16 protein-coding genes are annotated in these 17,016 nt (G+C 55.1%); 8 read left to right on the top strand and 8 right to left on the bottom strand.

The features are described from left to right. The first annotated feature begins 27 nt into the window (after nt 1–27). From MTHE_RS04830 to radB, 3 genes are all read left to right on the top strand, one after another. The gene (locus MTHE_RS04830; protein ID WP_011696111.1) at nt 28–513 is read left to right on the top strand and encodes a bifunctional nuclease family protein; all 486 of its coding nucleotides are present in this window, start codon (nt 28–30) and stop codon (nt 511–513) included. 15 nt (nt 514–528) lie between these two features. Then, entirely contained in the window at nt 529–1,446 is a 918-nt protein-coding gene (locus tag MTHE_RS04825; protein WP_011696110.1) for a ribonuclease Z, read from the top strand. Nucleotides 1,447–1,610: 164 nt separating this feature from the next. Beyond that, nucleotides 1,611–2,276 carry a DNA repair and recombination protein RadB gene (radB, locus tag MTHE_RS04820; RefSeq protein ID WP_011696109.1) on the top strand — a complete coding sequence of 222 codons (666 nt, stop codon included), beginning with the start codon at nt 1,611–1,613 and terminating at the stop codon, nt 2,274–2,276. 370 nt (nt 2,277–2,646) lie between these two features. Here the strand turns inward: radB and MTHE_RS04815 are convergent, their stop codons facing one another. Then, the gene (locus MTHE_RS04815; protein ID WP_011696108.1) at nt 2,647–2,991 is read right to left on the bottom strand and encodes a DUF555 domain-containing protein; all 345 of its coding nucleotides are present in this window, start codon (nt 2,989–2,991) and stop codon (nt 2,647–2,649) included. A gap of 66 nt (nt 2,992–3,057) precedes the next feature. Here MTHE_RS04815 and MTHE_RS04810 point away from each other — a divergent pair, with 66 nt between their 5' ends. Beyond that, nucleotides 3,058–3,330: an amphi-Trp domain-containing protein gene (locus tag MTHE_RS04810; protein ID WP_011696107.1), complete on the top strand. Its 273-nt coding sequence runs from the start codon at nt 3,058–3,060 to the stop codon at nt 3,328–3,330. Between the two features lie 311 nt (nt 3,331–3,641). Here MTHE_RS04810 and MTHE_RS04805 read toward each other — a convergent pair whose 3' ends face one another. The 5 genes from MTHE_RS04805 to pdxS form a co-directional block, all read right to left on the bottom strand. Then, nucleotides 3,642–4,499 (bottom strand): universal stress protein, encoded by an 858-nt coding sequence (locus MTHE_RS04805; protein ID WP_011696106.1) that lies wholly within the window; start codon nt 4,497–4,499, stop codon nt 3,642–3,644. Between the two features lie 325 nt (nt 4,500–4,824). Next, nucleotides 4,825–5,826 carry an AmmeMemoRadiSam system radical SAM enzyme gene (gene amrS / locus MTHE_RS04800; RefSeq protein ID WP_011696105.1) on the bottom strand — a complete coding sequence of 334 codons (1,002 nt, stop codon included), beginning with the start codon at nt 5,824–5,826 and terminating at the stop codon, nt 4,825–4,827. 243 nt (nt 5,827–6,069) lie between these two features. Further along, the gene (locus MTHE_RS04795) at nt 6,070–6,426 is read right to left on the bottom strand and encodes a hypothetical protein (protein ID WP_011696104.1); all 357 of its coding nucleotides are present in this window, start codon (nt 6,424–6,426) and stop codon (nt 6,070–6,072) included. Nucleotide 6,427: 1 nt separating this feature from the next. Continuing rightward, nucleotides 6,428–6,988 (bottom strand): pyridoxal 5'-phosphate synthase glutaminase subunit PdxT, encoded by a 561-nt coding sequence (gene pdxT / locus MTHE_RS04790; RefSeq protein ID WP_011696103.1) that lies wholly within the window; start codon nt 6,986–6,988, stop codon nt 6,428–6,430. Between the two features lie 34 nt (nt 6,989–7,022). After that, entirely contained in the window at nt 7,023–7,916 is an 894-nt protein-coding gene (gene pdxS, locus MTHE_RS04785; RefSeq protein ID WP_011696102.1) for a pyridoxal 5'-phosphate synthase lyase subunit PdxS, read from the bottom strand. A gap of 52 nt (nt 7,917–7,968) precedes the next feature. Here pdxS and MTHE_RS04780 point away from each other — a divergent pair, with 52 nt between their 5' ends. Further along, the gene (locus MTHE_RS04780) at nt 7,969–8,121 is read left to right on the top strand and encodes a hypothetical protein (RefSeq protein ID WP_175265807.1); all 153 of its coding nucleotides are present in this window, start codon (nt 7,969–7,971) and stop codon (nt 8,119–8,121) included. A gap of 33 nt (nt 8,122–8,154) precedes the next feature. Here MTHE_RS04780 and MTHE_RS04775 read toward each other — a convergent pair whose 3' ends face one another. Then, a complete protein-coding gene (locus MTHE_RS04775; RefSeq protein ID WP_232840818.1) occupies nt 8,155–9,282 on the bottom strand; it encodes an ABC transporter permease in 1,128 nt (375 codons plus the stop codon). A gap of 38 nt (nt 9,283–9,320) precedes the next feature. Next, nucleotides 9,321–10,415: an ABC transporter permease gene (locus tag MTHE_RS04770; protein WP_011696100.1), complete on the bottom strand. Its 1,095-nt coding sequence runs from the start codon at nt 10,413–10,415 to the stop codon at nt 9,321–9,323. A gap of 937 nt (nt 10,416–11,352) precedes the next feature. On the opposite strand from MTHE_RS04770, the gene thsB reads away from it, so the two are divergent. The 3 genes from thsB (at nt 11,353) to MTHE_RS04755 (ending at nt 16,992) form a co-directional block, all read left to right on the top strand. Next, on the top strand, nt 11,353–13,035 hold the full coding sequence (gene thsB / locus MTHE_RS04765; RefSeq protein WP_011696099.1) for a thermosome subunit beta: 1,683 nt from the start codon (nt 11,353–11,355) through the stop codon (nt 13,033–13,035). 329 nt (nt 13,036–13,364) lie between these two features. Then, on the top strand, nt 13,365–16,127 hold the full coding sequence (fdhF, locus tag MTHE_RS04760; RefSeq protein WP_011696098.1) for a formate dehydrogenase subunit alpha: 2,763 nt from the start codon (nt 13,365–13,367) through the stop codon (nt 16,125–16,127). Next, nucleotides 16,111–16,992, top strand: coding sequence for a sulfide/dihydroorotate dehydrogenase-like FAD/NAD-binding protein (locus MTHE_RS04755; RefSeq protein ID WP_011696097.1), 882 nt, complete (start codon nt 16,111–16,113; stop codon nt 16,990–16,992). Before fdhF ends, MTHE_RS04755 begins: the two co-directional genes overlap by 17 nt. The last annotated feature ends 24 nt before the right edge of the window (nt 16,993–17,016 follow it).

The following is a 17,016-nucleotide window of genomic DNA, read 5'->3' as shown; positions in this document are numbered from 1 at the left end:
GATCTCCCTTCTTTGAGAGGAAGTCAAATGTCAGATGAAATCTATGAGGATGCTGGTGAGGATAGCGTTGTGCCTGTGCGCGTGAAGGGCGTTTACATAGCGGAGACGCTTGGCGGATCCCCCTCACCCGTGGTCCTCCTGGAGGATGAGAAGTCACGTATAGTTCCGATATTCGTCGGGCTTTCAGAGGCGATATCCATCCACAATGCCCTCTCCGGAGAGGTCTCGCCCAGGCCGATGACGCACGATCTCTTCATATCCGTCCTGGAATGCCTGGAGGCGACGATCTCGGATGTGCTCATAGACGATCTCGAGGGGGGCATATACTATGCCAGGCTCTCGCTGGTGCACGGCTCCAAGAGGAGCGAGCTCGATGCAAGGCCGAGCGACTGTCTTGCGCTGGCGATAAGGGCCAAGGCGCCGATCCACATCCAGCAGAGGATTATAGAGATCTCGGGGATGGACAGGAGCGAGATGGAAGGTCTCAGGCGGCTCGACAGCTACATGCACTGATGCGATGGTGATCTTTTGCTCCAGGTCATCTTTTTAGGTACAGCTGGCTCTCTGCCCACACCTGACAGGAGCCTGCCGGCTATTCTTGTGAACAGGGAGGGTGATCTTCTTCTCTTCGACTGCGGTGAGGGCACCCAGAGGCAGATGATGATCGCGAGGACCGGCATGATGCGGCTGAGCCACATATTTTTGACCCATCTTCATGCGGACCACATACTTGGAATACCAGGGCTTCTGGAGACGATGGCATTCCAGGGGAGAGAGAACCCGCTCGTGATAGCCGGCCCTCCGCGCACGGCGAGGATGGTGAGCATCCTGAACAGCCTGGGATGCTGCACGCGTGACTTCGAGGTCAGAGCGATGGAGATGAGGCCCGGAGATGCTGTGCGGATGAATGGATACACAGTTACGGCGATCGCAACCCAGCACAGCGTGCCGAGCCTTGGGTACATGCTGCTGGAGGACATGCGGCCCGGAAGGTTCAACAAGGAGCGCGCGATTGAGCTCGGTGTTCCTGTTGGACCCATGTTTGGAAGGCTCCAGAAGGGGGAGATCGTGGAGATCGACGGAAGGGTTGTGAGGCCGGAGGACGTCCTGGGCGCTCCCAGGCCTGGCAGGAAGATCGTGTACAGCGGGGACACCAGGCCGACTGCGGAGATCGAGGAGGCGAGCAGGAACGCGGATCTGCTCATACACGACGGCGCGCTGGCAGATGATATGCTCGAGTGGGCGGTGGAGACGAAGCACACAACCGCAGGAGAGGCCGCTGCGCTTGCAGCAAGAGCAGGTGTGAGAAGACTGGTTCTGACACACATAAGCTCCAGGTACTCGGAGGACACTACGCCGCTTCTGAACGATGCCCGGAAGGTCTTTCCTGAGACACTGATAGCATCGGATCTGATGAGGATCGATGTGCCACTCAGGGACGGGTGAATCTCCACTGGCAAGCACATATCGCTGCATTTATTGAGAAAATGCGATGCATGTTCCATGCATGCGCGCTGGAAAACAACCAGCCGACACCGCCAACCTGGCGGCCCCCTTCAGCATCCCTTCTGCAGGAATCCTTATAGTATTCCATCATCATCTTCTCGCCGATGATAAAGAGGATTCCCTCCGGGTGCCAGAGCATCGATGATCTCCTCGGTGGCGGATTTGAGGCCGGAATAATAACACAGATATACGGCGAATCCGGCACCGGGAAGACCAACATAGTGATACAGCTATCTGTGCAGGCAGTGAGGCTCGGATCGCGTGTTATATTCATAGATACCGAGGGCTTCTCTCCTGACCGGTTCGTCCAGATCGCGGGGGAGAACGCGAAGGAGATCGCCTCGAAGATCGTGGTATTCCAGCCGCTCAGCCTAGAGCAGCAGCACATGGCGATCAGGGATGCATCCAGAATCGTCGGTCAGGGCTTCGGGCTCGTGGTCCTCGATTCCGCGACATCTCTTTACAGAGCTGCTCTGGAAGCTAATGACAACCGCCAGATAAAGAGATCTCTGACAGCACAGCTCTCAGAGCTCCAGGAGATCGCCAGAAGGCACAGCATACCTGTGGTGGTAACAAATCAGGTGTACATGGATGTCGAGACAGGAATCCTCAGACCTGTTGGGGGCACATCGATGGAGCACCTTTGCAAGGCGATACTTGCACTGGAGAGGCTCGACAAAGGAAGGAGGCGGATGCGTGTAGTGAAGCACAGATCGCAGCCTGAGGGGGAGACGGCGGATTTCCTGATAACCCCAAGCGGTTTGGTCTGAACACTCTTCTTCAGATATATAAAGCATGAAGCTTTGGTGGGGCATTTCTGAATCGGGATGGAGTGCTGATGGCAAACAAGAGCTGTGTGGCTTGCATTTCTGGGTCCTGCCATTGTCAGGGCACATCCCTTTGGTGTAACGGTCATTTTAAGCATTAGATGCTACGCTCTTATGTGCGCAGCAACTTGTACAGCATGTGATGTGGTTGGTGAAAGCACTCATCTATTCGATACAAATGCATACCATGACCAGTACTACTTTGGGCACGTTATCATTATGGATAAGAGCGTAGACGCTATTCTTTTCCGAGAACAGATGACGGCTGCCATTCTATTTCACAACCCGGAGCACCCTCCGGATTTTCAGGTTCTTATTTCAGCCTCTCGACCTCTATCACACGCAGCGGGACCGATCCGAGAGCCTTCCCGATCATAGCCTTTGCAATCCTTCCGGCGTGCTCCTCGCTCTCGGCGTTGAATATCTTTATCTCGAATACAAGGCCGACCAGGGCGGTTCCCGCAACGAGAAGGACCCCCTCCAGCGGCTCCTCACAGCTCGGGCAGTAGCTATGGCCGACCTCGACCTCGACGTACTCCATGCTGCTCTGATTGAGCCTCTTTCCGGCCTCGGATATCGCGACACCGATGGCATCATCAGCAGACTTCACATCCCTGACTATCCACGCTCCCTCTAGTGCTACTAAGAAGTTGGACATCTCATCGCTTGTGGAGAGCGATAAGAATATCTATGTTGCGGATCACCTGATTCAAAAGGTGATCCAATGGTCCAGATACCAGGCAGAGTTGGCAAAAGTTCAGGAGTGCCACTGAGCACCGAGAAGGAGTTCGAGCAGGAGATATACGTGACGCGCGCCGAGATGGCGAGGTTCATTCGTGATCTGGCATCTGCGATCGAGGCTGGTGGCAGGGTCGATGTCTCAAGGGACGACTGGACGCTGGGCGTCACTCCCATGGAACCCCTGAAGATCGAGATACAGTACAAGGGAACGAAGAGGGAGCTGGAGGTCCAGCTGAAGTTGAAGGAGTTCCCGTAGGCGTCTGATGAGCCTGCCAGGCGCAGAACAGAGCACCTTTGCGAGCACAGGCAACTTGATCGGAGGCTCTGTTCAGCAGGGGTGATTGCGCATTATGCAGAAAGCCTGCATCTGGGGCGCCAGATGTGGCTTGTGACCACATTTTTTGGGGTCTGCGCCCTGAAGCTCTTTATCATCGCAGGAGTGCGCGGGGCTGCAGATGCAGTCGTCTTGCTGGGTGTTGTGAATATTATTTGTCGCGAATATTATTGTTTGTGCGACACACGCCCGCACCCGGGCTGTTGTCCATAAAATTATAAAAATCTGAGAGCTCAGTATATAGCGATCTTCGAGCTCCTCAGAATGAGAACAGGCCTGCTTGCGGTGTTTGCCACTCCGTATGCCGTGCTTCCGATCCTGCCCTTCTTGATAGCGGTTGCACCCTGCGAGCTCATCGCGATCAGGGAGACGTCTTCCTGAGCAGCGACCGATCTTATCTGCTCACAGGCCTCTCCGACCACGATCTTTGTGCTCACATTCAGCCCGCCCTTTCTGAGCTCCGCCGCGATCTCATTCAGTCGCTCCGTCCCGTATTGCACCGCGGAATCGATCTCCTCCTTCGTCTCGCCTCTGGAGACCACATGGAGCAGCATCAGCTCTCCGATCTCGCTTATGTTCTTCAGGAACGATAACGCAGCCTCTGCCGGCTGGGAGAAGTCTGTTGGATAAAGCACCTTGTGCAGCAGCCTCGCGCAGTATATGCCCACCGGCTCCCCTTCCAGTAGCTTGTATCTCATCAGAAGGAGGTGCGTGTTACCGTAGCGCAGAACGTTTCTGGAGACGCTGCCCAGAAGCACGCTCTCGATCAGGCTCTTACCCCTTGCACCCATCGCCACCAGAGAGACATTTTCCTCATCTGCCACCTTCTGTATCGCGCTAGCCACCTCGCCCTCCAAGACGGAGACCGCTCTGACCTTGACGTTCATTCCATGGAGCAGGGCTGCCTCGCCCTCGAGCCTCTTCTCTGCCTCCCGGATCTCCGCAACTGGGTCCCAGACCCTGGCAAGCGGATCCCTGCTGATGACATGAAGGAGAACGACGTCCTTCACACCCGGAATCTGACCAGCGCACTCTATGACCTTTCTCGCATGCTTAGAAAAGTCCGTGGGGATCAATATCTTCTCAAACATCATCTTCACCAGGCTTTCACATCTTTCCGCAAAGCTGCGATGCTACCAATATATACCTTTACCTTTATTAGTTTTGCCAGCACTGAAGTCTAGCGTGCTTGTTCATTACGCTCTTATCCATATGATGAATTGCCAGAAGAGACACTGGTCCTGCTATGCACTTCTGGATGCTGAATGATTTCAGCAACCAGCTTGTATGTCCTTCAGATACATAAGAGCGGTTCATTATTCGATACAAACCTGACCATGCACTCAGCTCGTCAGGGTCAACAGCCTCTGGAGCCACACGATCTGAGCGATGTGCTATTTATGCCTCCTCCTATGTTCACCAGACGCCCGGGATCTGTGTCCTGCACCTGGGGCACCGGCCATCGACTATTCTGTTCAAAGTCACGCGGTAGGCGAAACGCTCGACAAGGAGCTCACTGCAGTTGTGGCAGTGAGTGTTCTCCCCCTCACCCGGGATGTTCCCTGCGTATATGTAGCGGATCCCTGCCTCCCTGCCTATGCCCATGGCCCGCCGGATCGTGGCCGCGCTCGTCGGCGGAGCATCTCTGAGCCTGTATGTGGGGTAGAAGGCGGAGACATGCCATGGGATGTCGACGCTCACTCCTGCGAGAAACTCGGCTATCTCCCTAAGCTGCTCAACAGAGTCGTTGTATCCGGGGATCACAAGAGTTGTGACCTCAGTCCACACTCCAAGCTTCGGAAAGAGCTCGATGTTTCTCTTCACGGGCTCCACCCTGGCGCTGCATATCTTTTTGTAGAACTCATCATCTCCCTTCAGGTCGATATTGATCGCGTCCAAGTATGGCGCGATCGCCCTTGCCGCAGCCTCCGACATGTAGCCGTTGCTGACGAAGTTGTTCTTGAGCCCGAACTCCTTAGCCTTAACAGCGGTATCGAGCGCGAACTCGAAGAATATCGTTGGCTCTGTGTATGTATACGATATAGATTGAACGCCGGCCTCAAGCGCCGCCGCGACGATATCTTCTGGTGATCTCTCGCTGCCGATGATCATGTTTTTGTCCACGGGCATCTGGGAGATGTCAGCGTTCTGGCAGTGTATGCATCTGAAGTTGCATCCGACAGTGGCGATCGAGTAGCTCCTGCTGCCCGGCTGGAAGTGAAACAGAGGCTTCTTCTCCACAGGATCGACATGCTCAGCCACAATTTTGCCATAAACGAGCGAGTAGAGGGTTCCATTGATGTTCTCCCTGACACCGCAGATGCCCCTGTGACCGGGACGAATCCTGCAGTTGTGACTGCAGAGGTTGCATCTGACATCGCTGCCCTCAAGCCTCTCGTAAAACATGGCTTCTTTCATTTCAGCCATGATAATATGTAAACGTCCTCTTAAATTATATACCCTCCCGAGAGGCTGTGGACATGAATCGCAGAGAGCTGAAGCAACTGGCTCCGCAGCATGAAAAAAGGTAGCAGTGCGCAAGCTCAAGTCTTCAGGAGAGTAGGCCATCGTTCGATAACACCATATGATACGGATGAGACTGATATCGACGAAAATAAGCCTCGAATAACTTCACGCTCTGCCCTGCGTCTTGAAGAGACGCTAACCCCTAACCGCCTTTCTCCAGAGCTTTTCCGCTTTATCCGGGATCGACTCTATCTGTTCGTGTATATCGAGACGGTGTTTTATATCCGCTGCCTTTATGCGCAGCTCCACCGACTCGCGCATGAGCTCCCTGGCCTTCGTCCTGAGCTCATCAGACTCGATCCAGAGGGACTCGGCCTGCTCCGGGTCGAGCTGCCGCATATCAACAGACCTTCTGCGAAGGGAGTCCGACTCCTCCATGGCAGATGCTGACTCAGCTCTCAGCTGCTCGGAACGCTTCAGGAGATCCTCCATCTCTCTGCGCATCTCCTCGTAGCTTTTCACTGCGAACCTGCCATCGAAGATACAAACCACCTCATGCCTCTAGGAGCATCTTGTGAAACCGGAGATCCCCGGTGAGCTCAGGATGGAACGCAAGACCTATGACGTTCCCCTGCCTGACCGCGACCGTGCGGCCTCCAAAGCGTGCGAGCTTCTCCACACCCTCTCCACATCTCAGGACGACGGGCGCGCGGATGAATACAGCCCTGTACGGCCTGTCGAACCCTTCCACGTTTATCTCAGCCTCGAACGACTCGCGCTGCGGACCGAAGGCGTTTCTTCCCACAGAGATATCGATCAGTCCGAGGGGTTTGACGTCGCCTGCATCGATCTCCTTCGCGGCGAGCACAAGACCCGCACATGTCGCGAGAACCGGCGTGCCATTCGCAGCCGCCTGCTTGATCTCAGCGGCAATTCCTGTCCTCTCGAGCTGCCTGCTGATCGTTGTACTCTCTCCTCCAGGGATCACTATGCCTGAGCATGTGGGTATAATGCCTGCCCGGCGTACGGGGACTGCCTGGCCGCCTGCAGCCTCTATCGCACTGATGTGCTCCGAAACGTCTCCCTGGAGAGCTATGACCCCGATTCTCCTCACGCTACCTCCCAGGCAAGAAGCCGGTATCTGAGGCTCACCAGCCTCTTGCCTGCAGCGCCTCTCCTTCATGAAGGGTGCCGACGTCTATGCCCTTCATCGGCCTTCCAAGACCTCTGGAGACCTTGGCTAGAACCTCAGGCTCGTCGTAGTGATGCACAGCCTCGACTATTGCGGAAGCCATCGCCTCCGGGTTCTCGGACTTGAATATGCCGGAGCCGACGAACACACCATCAGCGCCGAGCTGCATCATCAGAGCGGCGTCTGCTGGTGTTGCTATGCCACCGGCGGCAAAGTTCACCACAGGCAGCCGTTGTATCCGGGCACACTCGGCGACCAGCTCCGGATCTGCTTCGATCTCGCGCGCGAACTTCATCAGCTCCTCGCTGTTCATGCCCTTGAGCTTCCGGATGTCGCCCATGATCATCTTCATGTGCCTCACCGCCTGGCTGACATCACCTGTACCCGCCTCGCCCTTGGTACGTATCATGGCTGCTCCTTCCTTGATACGTCTGAGGGCCTCCCCGAGGTTCCTGGCGCCGCATACGAACGGAACCTTGAATTTGGTTTTGTCGATGTGAAACTCGTCCGCAGGGGTGAGAACCTCCGACTCGTCGATCATGTCCACCCCTATCGCCTCCAGGATCTGCGCCTCTACGAAGTGGCCGATCCTGACCTTGGCCATAACAGGTATGGTCACGGCATCGATGATCTCCTCGATGACCTTTGGATCCGCCATCCTGGCCACGCCACCCATCTTTCTGATATCGGCGGGAACCGCATGGAGTGCCATGACAGCGACAGCTCCTGCCTCCTCAGCGATCATGGCCTGCTCAGGGGTGGTGACGTCCATGATGACTCCACCCTTCTGCATCTTGGCAAAGCCGCGCTTCAGCAGCTCCGTACCGAATCGAAGATTCTCCAGCTCCATGATGATTTCATACCTCGAACGGTGAACTAGCAGCATTTACGGTAAATAAACTTTGCCCCGCGCACCGAACGCGCGTGTTCTTGCCTCCGTGGGGCGGCATGTGACAGGGAGTAACAGGGCGCAAACTCCGGTCTTCATGCCGGAGAGGTACTGTGAGGTGAGGGCGGCCATCGCCAGAGCAGTTACGATCCCAGACGCGCTTTGATTTAGCCAACGCCTGGGCCGTGGCCGGATGATGTCACTCGACTGCTATGGCCTCTACCGGATCCAGCCTTGATGCCCTGTAGGCAGGATAGAGTCCAGCCACCAGATTGACGATCATGGAGTATATCACCGCCCAGAAGAAGAACTCAGGCTTCATCACCACAGTCATCCTCGATACCATGTATATCTCGCTGGGCAGCTCCACAGGATACATCATGATGAGCCTGGCTGCGATGTACGCCAGGATGCACCCGATGAGGGCGGATGGTGGAGCGAGAATCAGGCTCTCAAGAATGAATATCTTCATTATCGAGAGCCTGGTGGCGCCCATGGCCATCAAAATGCCTATCTCCTTCGTCCTGCGGGTTATTATCATTATCATGGTATTGGCTATACCGAATCCCGCTATCGCGAATATGAGAATGTAGAATATGACCACAAAGCGTGACTGCGTCTCGAGGAGGTTCAGCATATCACGGTTGATGTCAACCCAGCTCCTGGCTGTGTAGCTGGTTTTTCTGTTGATCTCCTCCGCGAGATATGAAGCATCGTACAGGTCGTAAAGCCTTACAGATACCTCTGAGACGACATCGCCCTCACCGAGGATATCCTGTGCGGTCTTAAGCGGGATGTACACGAGAGTTTTGTCGGTTGCTGTGCCGGTCTCCACGATGCCTGCGATCTCTAAATTTATGGATCTGTTCTGCCTGATCAGCTCTATCCTGTCGCCGGTCGATGCCCTTATCTCCTCGGCGAGCTTGCTGCCGATAACCGTTGAGTATCTGCTCAGCTCGAGATCCATGAAGCTCCCCTCGATCAGGTCCCTCTCGACTCTCATGAGGGGATCCTCATCTGTGGGGATAACACCCAAAACCTCCACACCCCTCGCCCTGTCCCTGTACTCGACGACCGCCTTTCCTTTCAACCTGGGGGAGACTGCCTCCACCCCTGGATACGTCCATACGATGGCAGAGAGCGTTCTGTAGAGATGTATCTCGTTCTCGCCCTCCTTTGGCTCGATCACGACATGAGGGTTGTTCTCGATGGTCGTGCGCATGATCTCCTCCCTGAAACCGCCCATCAGGCCCATCATTACGACGATTATCGCCACAGCCAGGGCTACAGAGAGCACTGTGAAGAATGCCATCCTTGGGTTTCTCATGATATGATGGGATGCAATGATATGCTCAAACATCTCGCTCATCCATGCAGGGCGATTACGGGATCGAGCTTCGATGCCTTGTGCGCGGGATACACGCCTGCTGCTAGGCTCAGGAGGACCGCGGCGACCACTATGATCAGTGTGTTCCAGGGATCTATGACCACAGGCAGCACGAACTCCTCCCAGCCAGGAGCCTCGACCTCGAACTCCATGCCTTTGAGATACAGAGAAAGGGCAACGCCGCCCGCAGCGCCGCAGATGCCGCCGATGAGGCCCAGGACGGTGCTCTGTATGAGAAAGATGTTGCGTATCATTGCGCCTGTCGCCCCTTCAGCCATGAGCATGCCTATCTCAGAGGTCTTCTCTAGAACAAGCATGTACATCACGCTCGCTATCCCGAAGGCCGCGATGATCATTATCAGGAGCATGATTATGCGGTTCTCAAAGTTCTCTATTGCAATGGTCCTGAGGATCTCCGGATACAGCTGCTGCCAGCTCTCTGCCTTGTAGCCTGTCGCAGATATCTCCCTGCTGATTCGATCCGCCATGTAGATGTCATGGAGCTTTATATCAATGCCGTTTATGACATCCCCCTCACCCAGGAAGTTCCTGGCTGTGCGGAGTGATACGAATGTCATCTCCTCAGGAAAGCCCTGAGGGGGATCGAATATCCCGGTGACCATGAGGTTGAGCGGATTCGCATCGGGAAACCTCGCATCCACTGTATCATCAAGTTCAACATCCAGCTTCTCGGCGAGCTTCTTAGACATCACAATCCTGTTCTCCTGCTGGATCGACTCCAGTTCTCCATAAACCATCCGCTCTGATATGCTTGGATAGATCCTTTCCATCTCTGATGGGATAACACCTATCAGAATGACGTTCTCGACGTTGTTCTTGTGTGAAAGAGATGCGGGTGTGCTCAGGCGTGGAGAGACCGCGGTAACGCCTTCAAGCTGCCATATCCTCTCCATGAGCGTTCTGTACAGGTAGATGTACTCCTCACCCTCCTTGGGGCTAACGCTGACATGCGCGAGGTCTTTCACGATTATGTCTAGGAGATACTCCTGAAAGCCGGCCTGGAGCGATACAGAGGTCACACTCACAGCTACCGCCAGTCCGATTGCCAGCACAGAAAGAGCTGTCTGACGCCTCCGGCTTCTGATATATCGGAATGCTATGAATGTCTCAAACAGATAACCACGCCCTCCTGAACTTTTTCAGCCTCTGGAGCAGCAGGCTCCAGAGGCTGTCCCTCCCTCCTCCTGTATCATTGCTATCAAGAACACACTTCATTCATGGATAAAATCGGGGTGATGAACTGCATCATATCTCCAAAAAAGCCAGTGTATGATAGGTGAAGCTTCCTGTTTTCTCCAGCCGGGGTGGGAAGACGATAGGAACGCACGCTTCCCCCATGCAACCTCAAAGTATTTTAAACTTGGGGGCCAGGTGATCATTTTCAGATATAATCAGATGTTTGATTTGAGTTCGTCTCGAAACTGGATCGCGGCCTCGAGCAGCCGAATGATTCTGCCGAATCGAGAGCTATGGGCGATATATCCCACAACTCCGGGCTGATGGGGGATAGCAGGGCGCAAACTCCAATCTCCAGGAGAGGGGGTGCTGGCTGCTGGAGGCGGGCGCTGATACGAATACACACCAGTTATTCGAGACCCAGACCAAAAGCAATTCAGTCGAACAGGCACACGGTCAACACGGTTTTGTAGATAATTGAACCAACAGCATATGGTCTCACAGGGGTTATGATCTTGTGCCATAATATCGATTCCTGGAATTCCATCAATAATTCAAGCACATGACCTGAACAGCAACCCAGACCAATCGAGCGCTGCAGGCCATACACAGGAAACATACCTGCTGCTGTTATCGACTTGCCTCGGGCAGACAGGGGATCTATCCGGATAAGAGCCGAGGCCAGAAATTTGGACCTTACTGCTTCTGCATGTCAGAAACACGTAATCCTTATTCAGACACCTCCCAGACAGGCTTGGAAATTCTTTTATAGAAGATCAAATACTGTGATCCTGCGATAGTGGAGGCGAGCTTATGGCTGCGTTAGGAGGAGTACCGGTAATCATACTCAAGGAGGGCACCCAGAGGGAATCCGGCAGGGAGGCGATCGAGAACAACATAATGGCTGCACGTGCAGTCGCAAATGCCGTTAAGACGACTCTGGGGCCTAAAGGCATGGACAAGCTTCTTGTCGACGCGCTCGGGGACGTCACGATAACCAATGATGGTGTCACAATACTCAGAGAGATGGAGGTGCAGCATCCAGCTGCCAAGATGGTTGTGGAGGCAGCGAAGACCCAGGACAAGGAGGTAGGAGATGGCACCACCACAGTGGCCATACTGATAGGCGAGCTGCTGAAGCATGCGAGAGAGCTCATGGAGAAGGGTCTGCATCCCACGGTGATTGCGCGAGGCTATAGCATGGCAGCAGAAAAGGCTGTGGAGTATCTTAACAGCATAGCGCGAGACGTCTCAGAGAAGGACAGAGCGCTTCTGGAGAAGGTTGCGATAACCGCGATGACTGGAAAGCTCGCTGAGACTCCGAGCCACAAAGTGGCCAGGTATGCTGTCGATCTTGTGCTCTCAACAGTTGACAAGTTTGATGGGAAAACGGTCGTCGATCTGGACAATGTTATGGTTGAGAAGAGGGTTGGCGGCGGGATCGAGGACTCTGAGCTAATCCGCGGAGTGATCATAGACAAGGAGAGGGTCCACCAGAACATGCCAAGAAGGGTGGAGAACGCGAGGATCGCGCTGCTGAACGTCCCGATCGAGAGGAGAGACACGGAGACGAAGGCGGAGATATCGATCACATCCGGAGACCAGTTCCAGCTCTTCATGGACCATGAGAAGGAGGAGATCAAAAAGGTAGTGGACAAGGTCATAAGAAGCGGCGCCAATGTTGTCTTCTGCCAGAAGGGCATCGATGATCTCGCTCAGCACTTCTTGGCTAAAGCGGGGATCATGGCGTACCGCAGGATAAGAAAGAGCGATCTCGAGAAGCTCTCCCGCGCCACTGGAGGCAGGCTCATAACAAACCTGGATGAGATGAAGCCAGAGGATCTCGGCGAGGCCGCTCTCGTAGAGGAGAGGATTGTGGGCGCTGGACCCATGACATTCGTCACAGGGTGCAAGAATCCGGGGTATCTCTCGCTGATACTCCGCGGCGGCACACAGCAGGTTGTGGACAGCCTGGAGAGGGCGCTGGATGATGCACTCCACGCGGTCGCAACAGCGATTGAGAGCGGCAGGCTTCTCGCAGGCGGTGGCGCACCAGAGACTGCTGTGGGCATAAAGCTGAGAGAGTATGCTGCCTCTCTCAAGGGGAGGGAGCAGCTTGCGGTCGAGAAGTTCGCCGAGGCGATAGAGGTTGTGCCAAAGACGCTAGCAGAGAACGCTGGCTTCAATCCTATCGACAAGATGGTCGCTCTGAGGAGCAAGCACGAGAAGTTTGGCAGCACTTACGGTCTCAACGCATACACAGGCGAGATCGTGGACATGTGGGATATCGGTGTCGTCGAGCCTCTCAGGGTCAAGGTCCAGGCTATCTACTCCGCGACAGATGCTGCCTCCCTCATACTGAGAATAGATGATGTGATCGCTGCCAAGAAGAAGGAAGAAGGCGAGGAGAAGGAGGGCCAGATGTCGGGAATGGGTGGGATGGGTGGAATGGGAGGAATGGGTGGAATGGGCGGATTTCCACCAGGCATGATGTGAGTCCTCTCAGCCCGCATCATCTTCTTTTTCAGCCATCGATATCTGCTGCATTCAGGAATGAATGCGATGGATGCCGGTTTTGCTGCACCACTATTCGAGCAGCAGATCATCCAGCCTCATATCGCAGGTTTGCGATTGAATTGAGGGACCTCTCCGAATAATGATTGAGTATTCTCCTCCATCCAAAGTGAGCCACAGATTTCTTAAATCATATCTTATTTGGACAGGTCCGAATTAAGAGACTGCGAACACGCGCAGCGGCTCACTGGCAATATTCTAATACAATCAGCCCAAACCCGCGGCGGAGTGATCTCGCGAGCGGTATTGACATGGACAAGATATGCCTTACGATCGATGGTGTTGAGGTGAGTGTCCCGAGAGGGACAACGATCCTGAATGCAGCACGGAAGGCCGGCATCTACATCCCGGCGCTCTGCGATCACCCGGATCTGAAGCCCATAGGCATCTGCAAGCTCTGCATAGTCGAGATCGCGGGCTGGGAGACGTATCCGACATCATGCACAACATATGCGGAGAACGGGATGGTCGTCCGCACCGATACCTCTGAGATACAGGAGATGAGGAGGAACACGCTGGAACTCCTGCTTGCGATTACAAGCCACCCTGTGAGCTGCCTGATATGCGAGCGCAAGCGCGACTGCTCAGAGCTAAAGGAGTGCATGCGGAAGTTTCCAGCCACTGTGGGATGCAAGTACTGCCCGAAGGATGGAGAGTGTGAGATCCAGAGGGCAGCGGAATATCTTGGTCTTGAGAGGATCAGATACCCTGTCTCATACAAGGGATTGCCGGTGTTCAGGGAGCCATTCTTCGACCGGGATTACAATCTGTGCATAATGTGTGGCAGATGCGCCAGGATATGCTCCGAGCTGAGGGGTGAGGGTGTTCTGCAGATGATTGCAGACTATCACAGAGGGAGCTGGATCGGCCCGGACTCGCTCATCGAGAGCACCTGCAAGTTCTGCGGGGCATGCGTCGATGCATGCCCTACAGGCGCTCTGTACGCGAGGATCGAGAAGTGGGAGCGGGCTGAGCATAGCGCGGTGACGACCTGCCCCTTCTGCGGGGTCGGCTGCCAGATCGAGGTTGGCGCCAGGAACAACCACATCGTGAGGGTCAGGGGTCAAAGAGGCCCGAATGAGGGGCAGCTCTGTGTGAAGGGGAGGTTCGGGCTGGAGTTCGCAGAGAGCACGGATCGCCTCAAAACTCCAATGATTAGAAGAGATGGTGTGCTCGTGAGCGCCACCTGGGATGAGGCGCTGGATCTGATCGCAGAGCGTCTCAGCTCTTACAAAGGCGATGAGTTCGGCATGGTGGCCTCTGCGAAGTGCACCAATGAGGAGGTGTATCTGGCTCAGAAATTCGCCAGAGTTGTCATGGGCACAAACAACATAGATAACTGCGCAAGGCTGTGCCACGCCTCGACGATCTCAGGTCTGTCAATTGCAATAGGCAGCGGCGCGATGACCAACTCCATAGATGATCTCAGGAACGCTGGGTGCATACTTGTCATAGGATCAAACACCACAGAGCAGCATCCTGTGATCGGCCTTCGCATAAAAGAGGCAAAGCGGAGGGGCGCCAGGATCATAGTTGCAAACCCGCGCCGGATCGAGCTCTGTGGTATCGCAGACGTCTGGATCAGGAACCGGCCGGGCACAGATCTGCCCCTCATTCTGGGGATGTGCAAATCCATAAAAGACGCTGGGCTTGCGGACATGGGATTTATCAGGGATCGAACCGAGGGGTTCGAGGATTTCGCGCGATCTCTCGATGAGCTTCAGATGGATGTCATCTGTGGGCTCACAGGTGTTGATGAGTCGCTCATCAAGGAGGCTGCGCTGCTCTACGCAAACGGAAACCCATCCTCCATAGTCTACTCGATGGGCATAACGCAGCATGCATGTGGAACCGATAACGTCCTCGCGCTCGCGAACCTGGCGATGATGACAGGCAACATAGGCGTGCCCGGAGGTGGGATAAATCCGCTCCGCGGGCAGAACAATGTGCAGGGCGCGTGCGATATGGGCGCGCTTCCGAACATGCTGCCAGGGTATCAGAACGTGTTGAGCGCTGAGGCCAGGGCCATGATCGAGGGCATATGGGGGATGAGGATACCTGAGCGTCCGGGTCTGACGCTCGTAGAGATGTTCGATGCGGCGAGAAGCGGCAGGATAAGAGCGATGTACATCATAGGAGAGAACCCGGTGCTGAGCGAGCCAGATGCAGGGCATGTCATCGAGGCTCTGGGAGATCTGGATTTTCTTGTCGTGCAGGACATATTCCTTACGGAGACAGCACAGCTCGCGGACGTTGTGCTACCAGCTGCATGTTCCCTTGAGAAGGACGGGACGTTCACATCCACAGAGCGGAGGGTCCAGATGGTTCGCAGGATCCTGGCTCCGCCCGGGGATGCAAGGCCAGACTGGTGGATTCTCCAGGAGATCGCGCTCAGGATGGGCTACAGAAAGGGATTCTCCTTCAGCTCCACGGCGGAGATAATGAATGAGATCTCCAGGGTCGCGAGGATATACGGCGGCATATCCCACGAGCGGCTTGAGAGTGGTGGTATACAGTGGCCATGTACAGATCCAGAGCATCCGGGGACCTCATATCTGCATAGGGATGGTTTTGCCAATGGGAGAGGCAGATTCAGCGTTCTGAGATACAGGCCTCCGGAGGAGCTTCCGGACAGCGAGTATCCAATGGTGCTCCTCACCGGTAGAATCCTCTACCATTATCATACAGGCACGATGACCAGAAGGGTCCACGACCTGGAGTACCTGCGCGGCGAGGAGGTCGTCGAGATAAACCCCGAGGATGGAGCGAACCTGGGATTGAATGAGGGCGATCTTGTAGAGGTCGCATCCAGGCGAGGGTCGGTCAGGGCGAGGGTCAGGCTCACAGACAGATCTCCGAAAGGAACGGTGTTCATGACGTTCCACTTCTCCGAGACTCCCACAAATGTATTAACATCCAGATGTCTAGATCCTGTGGCAAAGATACCGGAGCTCAAGTTCTGTGCGGTTCGCATAAGAAAGATCCAGGGGTCGCAGCATGTACAGAATATGTGAGAAGGAGGTTCTTGCGCCCAACATAATCCACATGTGCTTCGAGGCGCCGCGTATCGCCGGGGCTGCCCGTCCAGGTCAGTTTCTCATCGTGAGAGTGGATGAGAGGGGCGAGAGGCTGCCGCTGAGCCTGGCCGGATGGGATCCGGAGAAGGGCACAGTTGATGTTGTGTTTTACGTTCTCGGCACGAGCACTATGAAGCTTGCATCCCTGAAGGAGGGGGATTGTGTTCTCAATCTTGCAGGCCCTCTGGGCGAACCGACTGAGATCTCCCACTTCGGCGATGTTATATGCGCCTGCGGATGCTTCGGGATCGGGCCGGCAATTCCCCTTATAAAATCTCTGAAGGATGCGGGAAACCGTGTTGTTACTGTGGTGGAGGGGCGCAGCAGGAGCTTCATATTCTGGGAGGACAGACTGAGGAGCCTCAGTGACAAGCTGCATGTGGTTCTGGGTGATGGGAGCTGCAGCGAGCCTGGCTGGGCGAACGAGTTCATCTCCAGATATCTGTCTGAGGGCAACAGGGTTGACAGGATCTTCGTTCACGGCTGCCCGTTCATGATGATGGTTGTGTCAGAGGCATCAAGGCCTTTTGGAGTGAAGACCGTGGTCAGCCTCACGCCCCTAATGGTCGATGGGACAGGAATGTGCGGCGCATGCAGGGTTGAGGTGGGAGGAGAGACAAGGTTCGCATGCGTAGACGGGCCGGATTTCGATGGTCATCTGGTGAACTGGAGGATGCTCACGAACAGGATGAAGCAGCTGGTCGGCGAGGAGGACCTCTCCCAGAGATTATGGGAGAGGCGGAACTGGCACAGGCTTGTGCAGATTCAGACGAACGGCGGCATGGGTCGGTGTTACAGGTGATCGGAGTCAGCCACATGGCGATGA

This window comes from Methanothrix thermoacetophila PT (assembly GCF_000014945.1).
GTDB classification, from domain to species: Archaea; Halobacteriota; Methanosarcinia; order Methanotrichales; family Methanotrichaceae; genus Methanothrix_B; species Methanothrix_B thermoacetophila.
The sequence above is the reverse complement of the archived record's forward strand: the minus strand, read 5'-3'. Positions and strand labels throughout refer to the sequence as shown.